The organism is Rhodococcus sp. IEGM 1408 (assembly GCF_033142235.1).
Lineage (GTDB): Bacteria > Actinomycetota > Actinomycetes > Mycobacteriales > Mycobacteriaceae > Dietzia.
This window is the reverse complement of the sequence record NZ_JAWLRW010000010.1, coordinates 16,106-30,806: the sequence shown is the minus strand read 5'-3', so window position 1 is coordinate 30,806 and position 14,701 is coordinate 16,106. Positions and strand designations below refer to the sequence as shown.

At 71.7% G+C, this 14,701-nt stretch carries 16 protein-coding genes; 11 read left to right on the top strand and 5 right to left on the bottom strand.

The window, feature by feature from the left end; genetic code table 11:
* Positions 1-119: 119 nt before the first annotated feature.
* Both R4P08_RS15090 and R4P08_RS15085 read left to right on the top strand, forming a co-directional pair.
* Entirely contained in the window at positions 120-893 is a 774-nt protein-coding gene (locus R4P08_RS15090) for an isocitrate lyase/phosphoenolpyruvate mutase family protein (protein WP_317814721.1), read from the top strand.
* Between the two features lie 98 nt (positions 894-991).
* Entirely contained in the window at positions 992-1,459 is a 468-nt protein-coding gene (locus R4P08_RS15085) for an SRPBCC domain-containing protein (protein WP_317814720.1), read from the top strand.
* Positions 1,460-1,468: 9 nt separating this feature from the next.
* On the opposite strand, the gene R4P08_RS15080 is transcribed toward R4P08_RS15085, so the two are convergent.
* Complete coding sequence (locus tag R4P08_RS15080; protein WP_317814719.1) at positions 1,469-2,935, bottom strand: MFS transporter; 1,467 nt, start codon at positions 2,933-2,935, stop codon at positions 1,469-1,471.
* A gap of 111 nt (positions 2,936-3,046) precedes the next feature.
* Between R4P08_RS15080 and R4P08_RS15075 the strand changes: the two genes are divergently transcribed.
* Positions 3,047-3,511 (top strand): MarR family winged helix-turn-helix transcriptional regulator, encoded by a 465-nt coding sequence (locus R4P08_RS15075; RefSeq protein WP_317814718.1) that lies wholly within the window; start codon positions 3,047-3,049, stop codon positions 3,509-3,511.
* A gap of 42 nt (positions 3,512-3,553) precedes the next feature.
* Here R4P08_RS15075 and arfB read toward each other — a convergent pair whose 3' ends face one another.
* A complete protein-coding gene (arfB, locus tag R4P08_RS15070; protein WP_317814717.1) occupies positions 3,554-3,997 on the bottom strand; it encodes an alternative ribosome rescue aminoacyl-tRNA hydrolase ArfB in 444 nt (147 codons plus the stop codon).
* 186 nt (positions 3,998-4,183) lie between these two features.
* On the opposite strand from arfB, the gene R4P08_RS15065 reads away from it, so the two are divergent.
* From R4P08_RS15065 to R4P08_RS15050, 4 genes are all read left to right on the top strand, one after another.
* The gene (locus R4P08_RS15065; RefSeq protein WP_317814716.1) at positions 4,184-4,888 is read left to right on the top strand and encodes a DUF308 domain-containing protein; all 705 of its coding nucleotides are present in this window, start codon (positions 4,184-4,186) and stop codon (positions 4,886-4,888) included.
* Positions 4,803-5,969: a lipase family protein gene (locus R4P08_RS15060; protein WP_317814715.1), complete on the top strand. Its 1,167-nt coding sequence runs from the start codon at positions 4,803-4,805 to the stop codon at positions 5,967-5,969. The genes R4P08_RS15065 and R4P08_RS15060 overlap by 86 nt, the downstream gene beginning before the upstream one ends.
* Positions 5,970-6,037: 68 nt before the next feature.
* Positions 6,038-6,379, top strand: a complete 342-nt coding sequence (locus tag R4P08_RS15055) for a metalloregulator ArsR/SmtB family transcription factor (protein ID WP_317814714.1) — start codon at positions 6,038-6,040, stop codon at positions 6,377-6,379.
* A 3-nt stretch (positions 6,380-6,382) separates the two neighbouring features.
* Entirely contained in the window at positions 6,383-7,606 is a 1,224-nt protein-coding gene (locus R4P08_RS15050) for an SRPBCC domain-containing protein (protein WP_317814713.1), read from the top strand.
* Here the strand turns inward: R4P08_RS15050 and R4P08_RS15045 are convergent.
* On the bottom strand, positions 7,545-8,555 hold the full coding sequence (locus tag R4P08_RS15045) for a pseudouridine synthase (RefSeq protein WP_317814712.1): 1,011 nt from the start codon (positions 8,553-8,555) through the stop codon (positions 7,545-7,547). The genes R4P08_RS15050 and R4P08_RS15045 overlap by 62 nt on opposite strands.
* A gap of 141 nt (positions 8,556-8,696) precedes the next feature.
* Here R4P08_RS15045 and R4P08_RS15040 point away from each other — a divergent pair, with 141 nt between their 5' ends.
* Together R4P08_RS15040 and R4P08_RS15035 are read left to right on the top strand one after the other, a co-directional pair.
* Positions 8,697-9,617, top strand: coding sequence for an endonuclease/exonuclease/phosphatase family protein (locus tag R4P08_RS15040; protein WP_317814711.1), 921 nt, complete (start codon positions 8,697-8,699; stop codon positions 9,615-9,617).
* Positions 9,614-10,234, top strand: a complete 621-nt coding sequence (locus tag R4P08_RS15035; RefSeq protein ID WP_317814710.1) for a hypothetical protein — start codon at positions 9,614-9,616, stop codon at positions 10,232-10,234. Before R4P08_RS15040 ends, R4P08_RS15035 begins: the two co-directional genes overlap by 4 nt.
* Here the strand turns inward: R4P08_RS15035 and R4P08_RS15030 are convergent.
* Both R4P08_RS15030 and R4P08_RS15025 read right to left on the bottom strand, forming a co-directional pair.
* The gene (locus tag R4P08_RS15030) at positions 10,171-10,782 is read right to left on the bottom strand and encodes an NAD(P)-dependent oxidoreductase (protein ID WP_317814709.1); all 612 of its coding nucleotides are present in this window, start codon (positions 10,780-10,782) and stop codon (positions 10,171-10,173) included. The genes R4P08_RS15035 and R4P08_RS15030 overlap by 64 nt on opposite strands.
* Positions 10,782-12,128, bottom strand: coding sequence for a cation:proton antiporter (locus R4P08_RS15025; protein WP_317814708.1), 1,347 nt, complete (start codon positions 12,126-12,128; stop codon positions 10,782-10,784). The genes R4P08_RS15030 and R4P08_RS15025 overlap by 1 nt, the downstream gene beginning before the upstream one ends.
* A gap of 129 nt (positions 12,129-12,257) precedes the next feature.
* Between R4P08_RS15025 and R4P08_RS15020 the strand changes: the two genes are divergently transcribed.
* Both R4P08_RS15020 and R4P08_RS15015 read left to right on the top strand, forming a co-directional pair.
* Entirely contained in the window at positions 12,258-13,304 is a 1,047-nt protein-coding gene (locus tag R4P08_RS15020; protein ID WP_317814707.1) for an LLM class oxidoreductase, read from the top strand.
* Positions 13,301-14,701 carry a deoxyribodipyrimidine photo-lyase gene (locus R4P08_RS15015; RefSeq protein WP_317814706.1) on the top strand — a complete coding sequence of 467 codons (1,401 nt, stop codon included), beginning with the start codon at positions 13,301-13,303 and terminating at the stop codon, positions 14,699-14,701. Before R4P08_RS15020 ends, R4P08_RS15015 begins: the two co-directional genes overlap by 4 nt.

Sequence of the window (14,701 nt, the reverse complement as noted above, 5' to 3'; positions counted from 1 at the left end):
GCGTTTCACGGCGGCGGGTGCCCCGGTCGGGCCGTCCCGGGGCTGGCCGGGAGGGTGTCGCACGCGGCCGAACAGGCCTAGGGTCGCAGGCACCGTTACTTCTCGAGGAGGCATGGACGATGGCCGATGTATCTTCCCGCGCGAACGACCTGGCCGCGCTACACGATTCGGGTGATCTGGTGGTCCTCCCGACAGTCTGGGACACCTGGAGTGCCAGGGTCGCCGCCGGTGCGGGTTTCCACGGCCTCACCGTGGGCAGTCACCCGGTCGCCGACGCCATCGGCAGCGCCGACGGCGAGAAGATGGATTTCGGTGAGTATCTCGGCGTGGTCCGCAGGATCGCCGACGCCGTCGATGTCCCCGTGAGCGCGGACGTGGAGTCCGGGTACGGGCTCGAGCCCGGGGAGCTGGTCTCGCGGCTGCTCGAGGCCGGGGCCGTCGGGGCGAACATCGAGGACGTGGTCCACCGTGAGGGTAAGCGGGTCCGTGACCGGCAGGAGCACGCCGACTACATCGCCGGCGCCCGCCGGGCCGCGGACGATGCCGGGGTGCCGTTCGTGATCAACGGGCGTACCGACGCCGTCAAACTCGGCACCGACGTCTTCCCCGACCCGCTCGCCGAGGCGGCCGAGCGCATGGTGCTGATGGAGAAGGCCGGCGCCCGGGCCGTCTACCCGGTGGGGCTGTCGACGGCCGACCAGGTGACCCGGCTGGTCTCGGCCGTGTCCATACCGGTCAATGTGACCGCCCACCCCGTCAAGGGCCACGGCGCCGGTGATCTGGCCGCGCTGACGGGGCTCGGGGTGCGGCGGGTGACATTCGGGCCGCTCTGGCAGATGTGGCTCGCCGAGGTCTCGGCCGACCAGCTCGCCAACTGGCTGAAAGTCGACTGACAGCGCGTCACCGACTGATACCGCGTCAGTGACTAATGCCGCGTCAGTGTCTGATGCCGCGTCACGCTCATTCGAGTCGCCGACGAGAGGGGAGGCCCATGACTCCGCATCCGGGGCACGACGTGACCATCGAGCGTGTGATCCGTGCGCCCCGCGGGGTGGTCTGGGACGCCTGGACCACCCCGGAGCTCTTCGGGCGGTGGTGGATCCCGGAGCCGTACCTCTGCGGTGTGGAGTACTTCGCACCGCGCGCGGGCGGCGGCTTCGTCACGACGATGAGTGGGGACGGAGCAGAGCCCACACCCCATATGGACGCGGCGTTCCTCGTCGTCGAGAAGGGGGAACGTCTGGTGTTCACCAACGCTGTGGACAGCACCCTGCGTCCGGCGACCCCGTTGCCGGTGGCCGTCACGGGGGACGTCACGCTGGCCGACCATCCGGACGGAACGCTGTACCGGATCACCGCGCGGCATGCAGATGAACAGGGTCGGGCCCTCCACGAGGAACTCGGTCTCGTGGAGGGCTGGACCCTCGTCACCGCGCAGCTCGCGCGGGTCGTCGAGTGATCGATCGGGTCAGCGCACCGGGGTGGGCTCGTCCGCCTGCGCCGGGTGGGCGGCAGCGACCGGCGAGATCGCGGGGGTCCGGGGGATGCACAGCACCACCAGGGCTCCCGTGATCGCCGCTCCCGCGCCCAGGAGGAAGCACAGGTGGAACATCTCCTCGGCCGGGATGGACAGCCCGTCGCCGAGTTGGGTCATGCGGCTGGTCAGGACGAGTGCCATCACGGCACCGGCGATCGTGGTGCCCATCGAGCGCATCAGCGCGTTCACGCCGACGCCCGCTCCGGCCTCGGTGGCGGGGGAGTTCTGCAGGATCAGGGTGGGCATGGCGGCGTAGCCGATGCCGACTCCGGCGGAGGCGATGCAGGTCGAGACGAGCAGCTGCCACGGCTCGGCGGCGAACGCGGCGGCGGAGAGATATCCGGCGGCGATCACCACCGCACCCACCGCCAGGGTGACCCGGGCGCCGAAGCGCGTGAGCATGAGACTGGAGACCGGGGTGAAGGCCAGCATCATCAGGCCTGCCGGCGCCATCCAGAGTCCGGCCTGCAGGATGGTCTGCCCCATCCCGTACCCGGTGGCCTCGGGTAGCTGGAGCAGCTGCGGGACGACGATCGACTGCGCCATCATCCCGAAGCCGATGAGCAACGCCGCGATGTTGGTGAGCAGGATCGGTCGCCGCGCGGTCGTACGCAGGTCGACCAGGGGGTGCGGGTGGCGGGTCTCGTAGAAGCCCCACGCCAGCAGGACGGCAATGCCGCCGATGATCGCGCCGAGGGTGGAGGGGGAGCCCCAGCCCCAGTCGCCGCCCTTGGAGATGCCGCCGAGTACGGCGACCACGCCCACCGCGAGGCCGATGGCCCCCACGGTGTCGAGGCGGGACTCGTCGACCGGCGGGCGGTGGGGGAGGACGACGACGGAGAGGAGCGCCATCACGGCCGCGAGTCCGGCCGACACCCAGAACAGGACGTGCCAGTTGTAGTCCTGGGCGATCCAGGCGGCGAGCGGCAGGCCGAGCGCGCCGCCGACGCCGAGCGTGGCGCTGATCCCCGCGACGGAGGAGTTCTGCATGGACGCCGGCACGGTCTCGCGGACGAAGCTGATCGCGACCGGGATGTAGCCCATGGCCAGGCCCTGGAGGATGCGACCGATGAGGACCGGGACGATCGACGAGGACAGCGCGCAGACGAGCGAGCCCGCCAGCAGGATCAGGGCCGAGGTGACCAGGACCGGCTTGCGGCCGCGGATGTCGGCGAGCCGGCCGGCGACGGGCATCGCCACACCGCCGGCCAGCAGAGTGGCCGTGACCACCCAGGCGGCGGAGCTCGGGTCGGTGCTGAGCAGACGCGGCAGTTCGGGCTGGAGCGGGATGACCAGCGACTGCATGAGTGCGGCGCACATGCTCGAGAATCCCAGGACCAGCACGATCAGTACGGGTGCTGTCGCGGTTCTGTCCCTGGTGGTGGCGGTGCGTGGCATCGGGTCCTTCCCGGGGTGCTCCGGGGAGCAGATATGTAACTTACATAGATGGACCTGTGTAGACTACATATCTGCATGTAGCGGAGCAAACGGCAGCGGAGGAGACCTGAGATGGGCGATCGTGAGGGGCGGTGGTCCGACGGCGACGCGCCCGCCGAACGGCAGCTCGCGGCCCTGTTCAGCAAGCTGGACAAGCAGCGCCGAGCGCTGGAGGGATCACTCCGACTCGGCACGGCGGATCTGCGGCTGCTGTGGCTGTTCGCCGACGGCCGGGCCCGCACGCTCAGAGAGATCGCCGACGAGCTCGGACTCGAGCAGTCCACGGTCAACAGGCAGGTCAACGCAGCGCTCGGATCCGGCCTGCTCGAACGGAGCCGGAGACCGGGCGGGACGGCGTACGAGTTCGACAGGACCACTGACGGTCGGCGTGCGTTCGAGAAGGACGCCGGTATCTCCCTGGGCACCTACGCCGCCGCGCTCGACGCGATGGGGCGGACCGACGCCGAGGCGTTCCTCACCCTGACCCAGCGTTTCCTCGACCACTTCCGCAGCGCGGTGGACTCCGCCGGCGGCTGATCCGCCGCATGCGGGCCGACCCCGCCGGGTGGCCCGGGGACGTCAGTCGTGCGAGTTCGGGCGTCTGCGGCTCGCCTTGGTCTGCGCCTGCCGGCGCTTGGCGTTGATGCGCCGAACCCGGGATCCGTAGGTGGGCCGCGTCGGGCGCCGGACGGTCTCCGGGGCGAGGGCGTCCCGGAGCAGGGTCGCGAGCCGGTTCCGGGCGGCCCGCCGGTTCTGCCTCTGTGCCCGGTGTTCCGAGGCGGCGACGCTGAGCACGGTGCCGGCGAGGGACGGGGCGAGCCGGTCCAGCGCGAGGGTCCGCTGGGCCTCGCTCAGCGCAGTGGTCGTGGCCAGGTCCAGGCTCAGTTGCACGCGGGAATCGGCCGTGTTGACGCCCTGGCCCCCGGGCCCCGACGAGCGGGAGAACTGCTCGAGGAGCTCTCTAGCCGGCACGCGTAGTCCGCGCGGGATTCCGGGCCCGGGAGCCACGAGGAGGTCGTCCATGCTCACCAGTGTGCCGCCCCCGAGCGAATGGCCCGGAGGCGCTCTCCCACAGGTGCGAGGCCGACACGCACACGAGAGGAGTCCGTCCTGTTCCAGCCGGACGGGTGCGGGTTACGGATACCTTCATTCCCGGGCGGTCCGTGCCGTCGGCACCACGACTCGAGCCCACCCATGAGGGGACGGGCGATGCACGAGAAGGTCGACGAGCGGGCCGGTCGGAGCAGACGGGTCCTCGGCATCGTCCTGGCGCTCGCGGCGACCGCCCTGGGCGTGGTGGTGATCCTGGTTCACCTCGCGCTGCCGGAGATCGTGAGGTTCGCGGGGATCGGCCTCGTCGTCGTCGGCCTCGCGACGGTGATCGGCGTCGACAGCGACGGCGACGGGGACGACGGCGCCGGCCGGTCAAGGCGATGGGTGCGTGTCCTCGCCGGACTGGCGGCGGCCACAGCTGGCGTCGTGGTGTTGGTGTGGCAGTCCGCGAGTACCCGGAGCCTCCTGTGGGTGATGGTCACCGCGCTGATCGTGCACGGGGTCCACACGATCGTCGCAGCACTCCGGCGCGATGCCGACCGCCGCGTGGCCGGGTTGTTCAGTGGCGCCGCGGCCGTCCTGTCGGGACTGCTGTGCCTGGTCTGGCCGGTGTTGGCTATCGAGCTGATCAGGTTCGGCGTGGGCGCCTGGCTGGTGTTCGTCGGGCTCCGCGCGTTCCTGGAACCACTGGTGCGCCGGCGCGGGGGGGCGGGGCCCGGCGCGCACCGAGGCCGGTCGTCTCCGCCGGTGGGGACGCACGATCCTGGCGGTAGGGGTGTTCTCGCTGGTGGCAGCGCTGGCGATCGGCAGCGCCGTGCTGCTGCGCGGGGACGGCCGCCCGGGTCCGGGAGCCTTCTATAGGTCTGACGAGCCCTTGCCTGCCGAGCCCGGGATGCTCCTTCGCTCCGAGACGATGACCGCCGGGGTGCCGGACGGCGCCGATGCCTGGCGGATCCTGTACACCACCACCCGCCCGGACGGTGGCGTCGCGGTGGCCAGCGGCACCGTCATCGCGCCGAGCGGTCGAGGCGCGGAGGCGCTGCCGCTGATCAGCGTCGCCCACGGGACCACCGGCATCGTGCCCCGGTGCGCGCCGTCGCTGAGCCCCACCCCGTTCGCGGACGGCGCGGGAACCGCACTGGTGGAGATGGTCACCGAGCACGGTTGGGCGGCGGTGACCTCCGACTACGTGGGCCTGGGCACCGAAGGCCCGCACCCGTACCTGGTGGGGCAGGCGGAGGCGCGCAACGTCCTGGATGCCTCCCGTGCCGCTCAGCAGCTCGACGGCGTCAGCGTCAGCGCCGACACCGTGGTGTGGGGGCATTCGCAGGGCGGCCACGGGGCACTGTGGACGGGCCAGATCGCGGAGGACTACGCGCCGGACCTGACGATCAGGGGGATCGCCGCGATGGCCCCCGCCACCGACCTGGACGCGCTGGCGCAGGCGGACAAGAACGAGGTGGGCGGAAAAGCCGTCTCGGCGTACATCGCCGAGTCCTGGAACGAGCTCTACCCGGAGCTCGACCTGGCCGACCACCTCAACCCGGGCACCGCGCACGGCGTGGCGGAGGTCGGCCGGCTGTGTTTCAACGAGAAGGATGTCCTGGCCGCCCTGGCCCGCAGTAGCCAGGTGCCACAGCAGGTGTTCCCGGACTCGCTGCTCGACGGCGACCTGGGGACGATGCTGCGCACCAACTCGCCGACCGGGCCGTGGCCCGCAGCGGTGCTGGTCGCTCAGGGGCTGACCGATCCGCTGGTGAAGCCCGACATGCAGCAGGACTGGGTCGACGCGCGCTGCGGCGACGGCGAGCGGCTGGACTATCGGACCTATCCGGGTCTCGGACACATGGAGCTCGTGGGCGCGGACTCGCCGCTCATCCCGCAACTCGTGTCGTGGACCCTCGACCGTTGGGCCGGGGCCGCGCCCACGCCGACCTGCTGAGCGGAGCGCGGCACGATGGTCGTCGTCGACCCATTGACACTTTCCCGTATGGGAATATGATCGTCCCCATGGCACGGGCTGCAACCACCTCGGACGTCTTCAACGCGATCGCCGAACCCCAGCGTCGACAGATCCTGGTGCTGCTGCGGGCGGGCGAGCGGCCGGCGACCGACGTGGCGCGCGAGCTGGGGATGACCCAGCCGGGAGCATCCAAACACCTGCGTGTGCTCCGCGAGGTCGGGCTCGTCCGCGATCGCCGCGACGGCAGGCGGCGCCTCTACGACCTCGACGCCGGCGGGCTCCGACCGGTCCACGAGTGGGTCGGCGGATTCGAGCGGTTCTGGAACGAGGGCTTTGACAAGTTGGATGCCTACGTCCACGAGTTGGCGCGGGCCGAGCAGGAGGAGTAGGTCATGAGTGAGAACGGACTCGACCCCAGCGGGTCACCGACCGCGGACCGCGAGGTCAGGATCTCCAGGTACATCGACGCGCCGCGCGAACTGGTGTTCCGGGCGTTCACCGAGGTGGCGCACCTCTCGCGGTGGTGGGGCCCGGAGGGATTCACCACCACCACCCGGTCCTTCGAGTTCCGAGTGGGCGGGGTGTGGGACTTCGTGATGCACGGCCCGGACGGCACCGACTACCGGGAATGGATCACCTGGCGTGACATCGTCCCGGCGGAGCGGATCGCACTGCTGCACGGCGAGTCCCCCGATGATCCCGACGCGTTCGAGTCGGTCCTGGTCTTCGAACCCGAGGGCGCCGGGACCCGCATCGACTTCCGCACGGTGTTCCCCACGCGGGAGCTCCGCGACCGGGCGGTGGAGGAGTACCACGCGGTGGAGGGCGGTGAGCAGACCCTGGCCCACCTGGCGGCCTACGTCACCGCACTCGCCGCCACCGAACTCGCGGCCACCGACCTCTCGGCTGCGGACGTCCCGGCGGGTCCCCGCGACCAGCTCGTGCGGGTCCACAACTTCTCCGTCTCACTCGACGGGTTCGGCACCGGCGACGGCCAGTGCCTCGAGGAACCCTTCGGCCACGCCGGGCACCGCCTGCTCGAGTGGGCGCTGCCGACGCGGACGTTCCAGGACATGGGCTTCCACGGGGAGCAGCAGGCCTCGGTGGGGGTCGACGAAGCCTTTGCGAGCCGCTGGAACACGGGCATCGGCGTGGAGATCATGGGGCGCAACAAGTTCGCGCCGTCCCGCGGCCCGTGGGCGGACGAGGAGTGGCGCGGCTGGTGGGGGGACAACCCGCCCTTCCACACCCCGGTGGTCGTCCTCACCCATCACCCGCGGCCGACCCTGCAGATGGCGGGCGGAAACTCGTTCCACTTCCTGGACGCCGACCCGGCCGCCGCGCTCGACTACGCGCGCGACCTGGCAGGCGGCCTGGACGTACGCATCGGCGGGGGCGCCAGCACCATCCGCCAGTTCCTCGAGGCCGATCTCATCGATGAGATGCACCTCGTCGTCGTCCCCATCCTCCTGGGCAGGGGCGAACGGTTGTGGGACCGATTGGAAGGACTCGATCAACGGTTCCGGATCGAGGCCACAACCTCTCCCAGCGGCGTCATCCACCTGAGCTTCTGGCGTCACCGGGCGCGGGCGCCCCGGACGACGTCCGGCGGGTGACGAGGGGAGCCTCGGACAACGCCCGACGGGTGAGGAAGCGGCGCGGCTCCCCGGTCAGCGGGTCGGTGAACACGAGTTCCCGGGCCAGCAACTGCAGCGGGAGGGCGGGGTCGTCCGGCACCTCGGGGAGGAGTTCCGGGTACCGGCGGTCGCCCAGGATCGGGATCCCGAGCGCCGACAGATGCACGCGCAACTGGTGCAGCCGGCCGGTGTGGGGGCGCAGGAGCGTGTGCAGCACCTCGCGTCCGGAGGCGCTCGTCCCGGCTCCCAGAACGTCGACGAGGGTCTGGGAGTTCGGGTCGCGCTCCGGTCGGACCGCGACCCGCAGGTCCCCACGCAGCCTCTCGAGGTGGTCGCGGTGGACCAGGGGGACCGGCCGCCCGGCGAGCTCCCGGACCCGCGGATCCCACTCCGGCGGCCGCGGGGAGACCGCCTCGTAGGCCTTGGCCACCTCACGCCTCTCGAACAGCGACTGATACGCCCCCCGCGTGGCGGGTCGGGCCGAGAACATCACCAGCCCGGCCGTGGCGCGGTCCAGGCGGTGGATCGGCGACAGGTCGGGGTTGTCCAGCCGGACGCGCAGACGGACCAGCGCGGATTCTCTCAGGAACCTCCCCGTCGGGGTGGTGGGGAGGAAGTGCGGTTTGTCGATCACCACGAGGTGGTCGTCGGCGTACAGGATCTGCTCATGAAACGGCAGGGGTCGCTCCGCGGGCAGTTCGCGGTGGTACCAGAGGAACTCGTGCGTTCCCAGTGCCGTGTGCGAGTCGATCGCCGCGGCGTCGACGCCGACGAAGTCACCGGCGTCGAACCGGCGGTACAGGTCGGCCGGGTCCAGGTGATCGAACCGCTCGACCACGAACTCGGCGATGGTCGCCCACGGCCCGGTCGCCGGCACGCGCAGCCTCGTCGGGCCGACCCCGTCCTTGACGGGCAGGGGAGAGGGCATGGGCACAGGCGCCATCCTCCCACCCCGGGCGCGGGAGCCTCGTCAATGGCGGTACCTGGTCGTCAGGCGGTGAACGGCCGTAGGTGCAGGCCAGCCCTCGCTCGGGAGGACGACAGTCTCAGGAGGAATACAGTGGGGTCCATGGCAAGGCACGACCCCCACGCCGACCCCCACGCCGACCCCCACGCCGACCCCCACGCCCTCTCGGACACGTCGTCGAGCCGGGCGGCCGGGCCACTCGTCGGACCGGCCACCGGCCCGGACCTCCACGTGATGAGCTGGAACGTCCGCCGGCCGGTGCCTGCGGTGCTGACGCGTACGGCCGACCGGTGGGATGTCCGTGCTCCCAGGGTGCGGGCGCTCCTCGGAACAGAACTGCCCACTGTGCTGGGTGCGCAGGAGGTGGTGGCAGAGCAGGCCGAGGCGATGCGCCGCGCGCTCGGCGCGCGGTACCGCTACGTCGGCCGGGGCAGGAGCGTCGCCGGGGGAGGGGAGGCGTCGCCGATCTTCTACGACTCGAGCAGGCTCGAGCTGCTCGGGTGGGATCAGGCGGCGCTCTCCGATCACCCCTCCCGTCCGGGATCGGTCTCGTGGGGGAACGTCTTCCCCCGCGTCGTGGTGTCCGCGACCTTCCGCGACCGTGTGACCGCCCGGCGGTTCCTCGTGGTCAACACCCACCTCGACCCGCTCTCCGCGCGCTCCCGACTGAGGTCGGCGCGCGCGATCCTCGACCTGGTGGACGCGAGTGGGCTACCCGCCGTCGTCACCGGAGATCTCAACGCCGGACCCGCGAGCCCGGTGGTCCGCGAGCTGGGGTCGGGCGGGATACTCGCGGACAGCTGGCACGGTGCGCGGAGCCGGGTGAGCGAGGAATGGGGCACCTACGCCAACTACCGGGCGCCGCGGAGAAACGGGCGCAGGATCGACTGGATACTTGTCACGTCATCGTTTAAGGTCTCCCGTGCGGCGGTCAACCCGCTCCGGTGCGGCGGCGGGTGGGCATCGGATCACCTGCCGGTACACGCCGTGATGGGCCTGGACGAGAAAGGTGCTGAGAGGTGATCGACAACTTCCTCCGGCCCGCGGTGACCGGTGGCGGGAGGGCGGCGGACGCCCTCCGGCTCCTCGGCACCCTCGGGGTCCCGGTCGCCCTGATGCTGTACGGCCTGACCGACGCGGCCATCGTCGCGTTCACCCTGCCCGGTCTGATGCTCCCGCGCTTCCTCGGCATGCGGCCGTGGGCGGACTGCGCGGTGTCCGTCACGCTGCTCGTGGCGGCCTGGAGCAACGTCTACGACCTGTATACGCAGGTCTGGTGGTGGGACCTCGTGGTCCACTTCGTGTGCGCGGGCGCTCTGGCGGCCGTGACCTACCTCCTGCTCGCTCATCGCGGGATCGTGTCCGCTCCGTCCGCGCCCGGGTTCTCCGCCGTGGGGGCGGTCGTGGTGACCGCCGGCGTGGGTCTGGCGCTGGGCGCGCTGTGGGAGATGATCGAGTGGTTCGGCTACGCCTACCTCACCGAGGAGATCTTTGTGACCCCGGGCGACACGATCGGCGACATGGCCGCGGGCGGGCTGGGGGCAGTGGGCGCCGGCGTCCTCCTGGCCTACCGGCCTCAGCTGCTGATGCCGACGGCCCTGCCGACCAGCGCGTCGTCGGAGAGCACCTCGAGCAGGTAGGCCGCCAGATCCGCTCGCGGAATGGTCCCGCCCAGCTTGCCCCCGTCACCGACCTCGTGGACGCGCCAGCTGCCCGTCCCCGGCCTGGCGGTCAGACCGGTGGGCCGGACCACCGTCCAGTCCAGGCCCGAGGTCGCCACGACCGACTCCTGAGCGTTGTGGTCGGCGAGCGGAGCGGCCAGTAGGACCTTCATCACCAGCCGCAACGGCAAGGGCATCTGCGTGCCCGAGTCGCCGGCGCCGAGCGAGGACTGGACCACGAGTCGTCGGGCCCCGGTTTCGGTCATGGCCGCCACGACCGAGCGCGTGACCTCCGCGCGCTGGCGCCGGACCCCCTTGGCCCCGCCCACCGTGATGACGATCGCGTCGGCTCCCGTCACGGCCTCGCGGGCGACCGCCGGGTCGGTGGCACTCCCGACGACCGTCCGGACGCCGGCGGGCGCGGTGCCACTGCGCGAGACGACTGTCACCTCGTGTCCGGCGTCGCGTGCCAGTTCCGCCAGCAGGGCCCCTGTGCCCTGGGACCCGCCGATGATGCTGAGCTTCATCAGTTCCCCGCCTCGTCGTCGTCGTAGTGGTGTTCTCGCTCCGACCCTAGTGGGTCGCGCGGCGCTCCCGGCCGGTCGTCCCGCCCGGCCGGCGCGCCCTGCCACCGGGTCGGGGCGACGGTCCGGACCAGCTCGGCCAGGAGCGGGAAGAGCAGGACGGTGACGGCCCCCGCGGCCACGAGGACCGACGAGATCTCGCTGGTCATCAGGTGGTTGTTCACGGCGACCTCGGTGACCGCCACGATGATCGGGAGGCCGGTGGCGGCGTAGAGGCCCACCCGCGCCCGCTCCCGTGGACCGGACAGTCCCGGACTCGCGTGCAGGACGGTCTCGGCCAGCCACACCCCGCCTCCCCGGATGACGAACATGCACGTCACCGCCGCCACCAGGAGCCAGGGTGACCGCGCCACGGCGCCCAGGTCGATCCCCATACCCGACACCACGAAGAACGCCGGGATGAACAGGGTGTAGCCGACGGTCTCCAGCTGGTGCAGGAGCAGCGTCGCGAGGTCCCGGTCGGGGCCCGTGCCCGTGTCCCGCAGGCCCACCCCGAGGGAGTCGACCAACCGTCGCAGGATCATGCCGGCGGCGAACGCACCGAGCACCACGTCCAGGCCGAACACCGTGGCCACGACCATCATCGAGGCCAGGAGGAGCATCACCGTTCGCATGGCCAGCTGGCCGGTGGAGGTGGTGCCCCGCAGGAGCATCCGCCCGAGCGCGGGGATGTGGAGCAGGTGGGCGGGCACCACCAGGATCACGAGGGCGGCCACCAGGAACAGCCCGACCGCCGCGATCGAGGATCCGATGCTGCGGGTGCCCAGCAACACCGCCATCACCAGGATCGGACCCAGCTCACCGACCGCCCCGTGGGTGAGGACCGCTCGACCCACCGGCGTGCTGTCGTGACCGGCGCCCTTGAGGATGGGCAGGAGGGTGCCGACGGCCGTGGACGTGAGCAGCAACCCGATCGCGACGGCGGTCTCCCAGCGTCCCGAGACCAGCCACCCCACCCCGGCCGCCAGGATCAGGCTCGCCACCCAGGTCCCGGCCGCCCGCCGCCCGCTGCGCCCGGTCATCGAGGAGACCTCGAGTTCGAACCCGGCCAGGAGGAAGAGCATCCCCAGCCCGATCTCGGACAACAAGATGACCCCGCCGTCTTCCACCGCGAGGTTCAGCCCGGAGGGGCCGATGAGCATCCCGCCGGACAACAGCAGCACCACACCCGGGACGTGCGAGCGGGTGAGCCCGGCCAGCAGCGGCGCCACCCAGACCGCCAGGACGATCCAAAACAGCGAGACCAGCTCGGTCGGGGAGGCTTCGGCGGCCAGGAGGGTCGTGGTCACATCTGCGGCCTCTCACGCGGTTGATCAACGGGACTTTACTGGAGCGTCCGCGCCGGTCGGACCGGGAGGAGCGGTCGCCGGGCAGCAGTCCCCGGGCGGCACCTCCCGGGTCGTGCGAAGGTGGAGGGCATGACCGGCTCGCCGTGCACGCTCTCCGATGCTGATCCCCGGCGGCTCCCGGCCTTCAGCCGCACGTACGGCGAGGGACGGCTGACCCTGGGGTTGGGCTTCCCACTGGTCACCCGTGGCGACGAGGACGCGGTGTCGGACATCGGCCACCAGGTCGAGATCGCCCGCGCCGCGGAGTCGGGTGGGTTCGCCGCCCTCTACGCCCGTGACATCCCGCTGCGGGTCCCGTCCTTCGGCGACGTCGGCCAGGTCTACGACCCGTGGATCTTCCTGACCCACGTGGCCGCGCACACCAGCCGGATCGCGCTCGGGACGGCGGCCGTGGTCCTGCCCGTCCGCCACCCGCTGCACGTGGCCAAGTCGGCGGCCAGCCTCGACCGGCTGACCGGCGGCCGGTTCCTGCTGGGGGTGGCCTCCGGCGACCGGCCGGAGGAGTTCCGCGCCTTCGGTCTGGAGCAGGGGGCGCGGGGGGAGGCCTTCCGCGAGAACCTGGCGGTGATGACCCACGCGCTCACCACCGAGATGCGCGGGATCCGCTGGTCCGGCGGCTGGATGCACAGCGCCGACGTGGTGCCCAAGCCCACGGCGTCGTCGGTGCCGCTGATCATGACCGGCTCGTGCCAGCAGAGCATCGGGTTCCTCGCCGAGCACGGCCACGGGTGGATGACCTACCCGCGGGACTTCGACGCGCAGCGACGGACCGCCGCGCGGTGGCGGGAACTGGTGAGGGAGACCAGCGACGACGACGAGGTGTTCAAACCCTTCGCGCAGTCGCTCCAGATCGACCTCTCCGACGATCCGGACGAGGCGGCCTCGCCGATCGACTTCGGGTTCCGGATCGGCCGCCGGCGTCTGGTCGAGCACCTCGGGGACCTGCGGGACATCGGCGCCAACCACGTGCTGCTGGGCGTCGGGGCCTCGCGCAGGCCGATCCGCGAGGTGGTCGAGGAGCTGGCCGAGCACGTCGTACCCCAGTTCCCCGCGTTGGACACCTCACCCGGACCCGCGTCGTTCCGCGAGTCCTCTCCCGGGACGGCGGGCCGATGAGCATCTCGATCCTGTGGTTCCGCCGCGACCTGCGACTGTCCGACCACCCCGCGCTCCTGGCCGCCATCGGGTCCTCGGACGAGGTGCTGCCGGTCTTTGTCTGGGATCCGGTGTTGATCGGTGACGGTGGCGCGCGCGTGCAACGGCTCGCGGCGTCACTCGCCGCACTGTCCGCGGACACCGGTGGGGCGCTCGTCGTCCGGACCGGCGACCCCGCCGAGGTGATCGCCGACCTGGCCGCGGAGGCGGACGCCCGCGAGATCCACGTGACCCGCGAATCCACCCCCTACGGGCGTCGGCGGGACCAGCGGGTGCGGGCACGGCTCGAGCGGGACGGCCGAGAGCTGGTGGAGACCGGATCGCCCTACGCCGTCGGACCGGGGCGGGTGCGAAATCGCACCGGCGAGCCCTACAAGGTCTTCACCCCCTTCTCCCGGGCCTGGCACGAGCACGGGTGGCCGCGGCCCGGTGAGCGTCCCGGCGAGATCGCGTGGGCGACCGGCCACCACTCCGCCGACCCGGCCGGCCCCGGATCCCGGAGCACGGCGGGTCGCGGCGCAGCTCGCGGCGCTGTGAAGGCCGTGGAGGCGGGGGAGCGGGCGGCCCTCGCGCGCTGGCGGGCCTTCCTCGACGAGGACTTGGACGGCTACGCCGAGCAGCGGGACCGGCCGGACCTCGACACCACCAGCCGCCTGTCGGTGCATCTGAAGTACGGCGAGATCCACCCGCGGACGATCCTCGCCGAGTTGGCCGAACACCCGGCCGCCGGCGGCGAGAGCGCCCGTCGGTTCGTCACCGAGCTGGCGTGGCGGGAGTTCTACGCGGACATCCTCTGGCACTGGCCCCGGTCCGCCTGGCGGGATCTCCGCGACGCGCTCGCGGGCATGGCCTACGACGAGGGCCCGGAGGCGGGAGAACTCGTGGAGGCATGGAAACAGGGGCTGACCGGGTACCCCGTGGTGGACGCCGGGATGAGACAGCTGCTGGCCGAGGGGTGGATGCACAACCGCGTCCGGATGATCACCGCGAGCTTCCTGGTCAAGGACCTCCACGTGTGGTGGCCGGTCGGGGCCCGGCACTTCCTGGACCACCTCATCGACGGCGACATCGCCTCCAACAACCACGGTTGGCAGTGGGTGGCCGGTACCGGGACGGACGCCTCGCCCTGGTTCCGGGTGTTCAACCCGGTCACCCAGGGACTCAGATTCGACCCGGCCGGGGAGTACGTGCGCCGGTGGGTGCCCGAGTTGGCCCACCTGCCCGGCGCAGCGGCCCACGAACCATGGCGGTCGCCCGACGGGTACCGCAACGGATACCCCGAGCGCATCGTCGACCATGCCGAGGAGCGCCTCGAGGCCCTGCGGCGCTACGACGTCGCCCGCGGGAGCGAGAACTGA

Coding starts and splice junctions, on each gene's coding strand:
- R4P08_RS15090 (WP_317814721.1), top strand. CDS start 120: ATGGCCGATGTATCTTCCCGCGCGAACGACCTGGCCGCGCTACACGAT.
- R4P08_RS15085 (WP_317814720.1), top strand. CDS start 992: ATGACTCCGCATCCGGGGCACGACGTGACCATCGAGCGTGTGATCCGT.
- R4P08_RS15080 (WP_317814719.1), bottom strand. CDS start 2,935: ATGCCACGCACCGCCACCACCAGGGACAGAACCGCGACAGCACCCGTA.
- R4P08_RS15075 (WP_317814718.1), top strand. CDS start 3,047: ATGGGCGATCGTGAGGGGCGGTGGTCCGACGGCGACGCGCCCGCCGAA.
- arfB (WP_317814717.1), bottom strand. CDS start 3,997: ATGGACGACCTCCTCGTGGCTCCCGGGCCCGGAATCCCGCGCGGACTA.
- R4P08_RS15065 (WP_317814716.1), top strand. CDS start 4,184: ATGCACGAGAAGGTCGACGAGCGGGCCGGTCGGAGCAGACGGGTCCTC.
- R4P08_RS15055 (WP_317814714.1), top strand. CDS start 6,038: ATGGCACGGGCTGCAACCACCTCGGACGTCTTCAACGCGATCGCCGAA.
- R4P08_RS15050 (WP_317814713.1), top strand. CDS start 6,383: ATGAGTGAGAACGGACTCGACCCCAGCGGGTCACCGACCGCGGACCGC.
- R4P08_RS15045 (WP_317814712.1), bottom strand. CDS start 8,555: ATGCCCTCTCCCCTGCCCGTCAAGGACGGGGTCGGCCCGACGAGGCTG.
- R4P08_RS15040 (WP_317814711.1), top strand. CDS start 8,697: ATGGCAAGGCACGACCCCCACGCCGACCCCCACGCCGACCCCCACGCC.
- R4P08_RS15030 (WP_317814709.1), bottom strand. CDS start 10,782: ATGAAGCTCAGCATCATCGGCGGGTCCCAGGGCACAGGGGCCCTGCTG.
- R4P08_RS15020 (WP_317814707.1), top strand. CDS start 12,258: ATGACCGGCTCGCCGTGCACGCTCTCCGATGCTGATCCCCGGCGGCTC.
- R4P08_RS15015 (WP_317814706.1), top strand. CDS start 13,301: ATGAGCATCTCGATCCTGTGGTTCCGCCGCGACCTGCGACTGTCCGAC.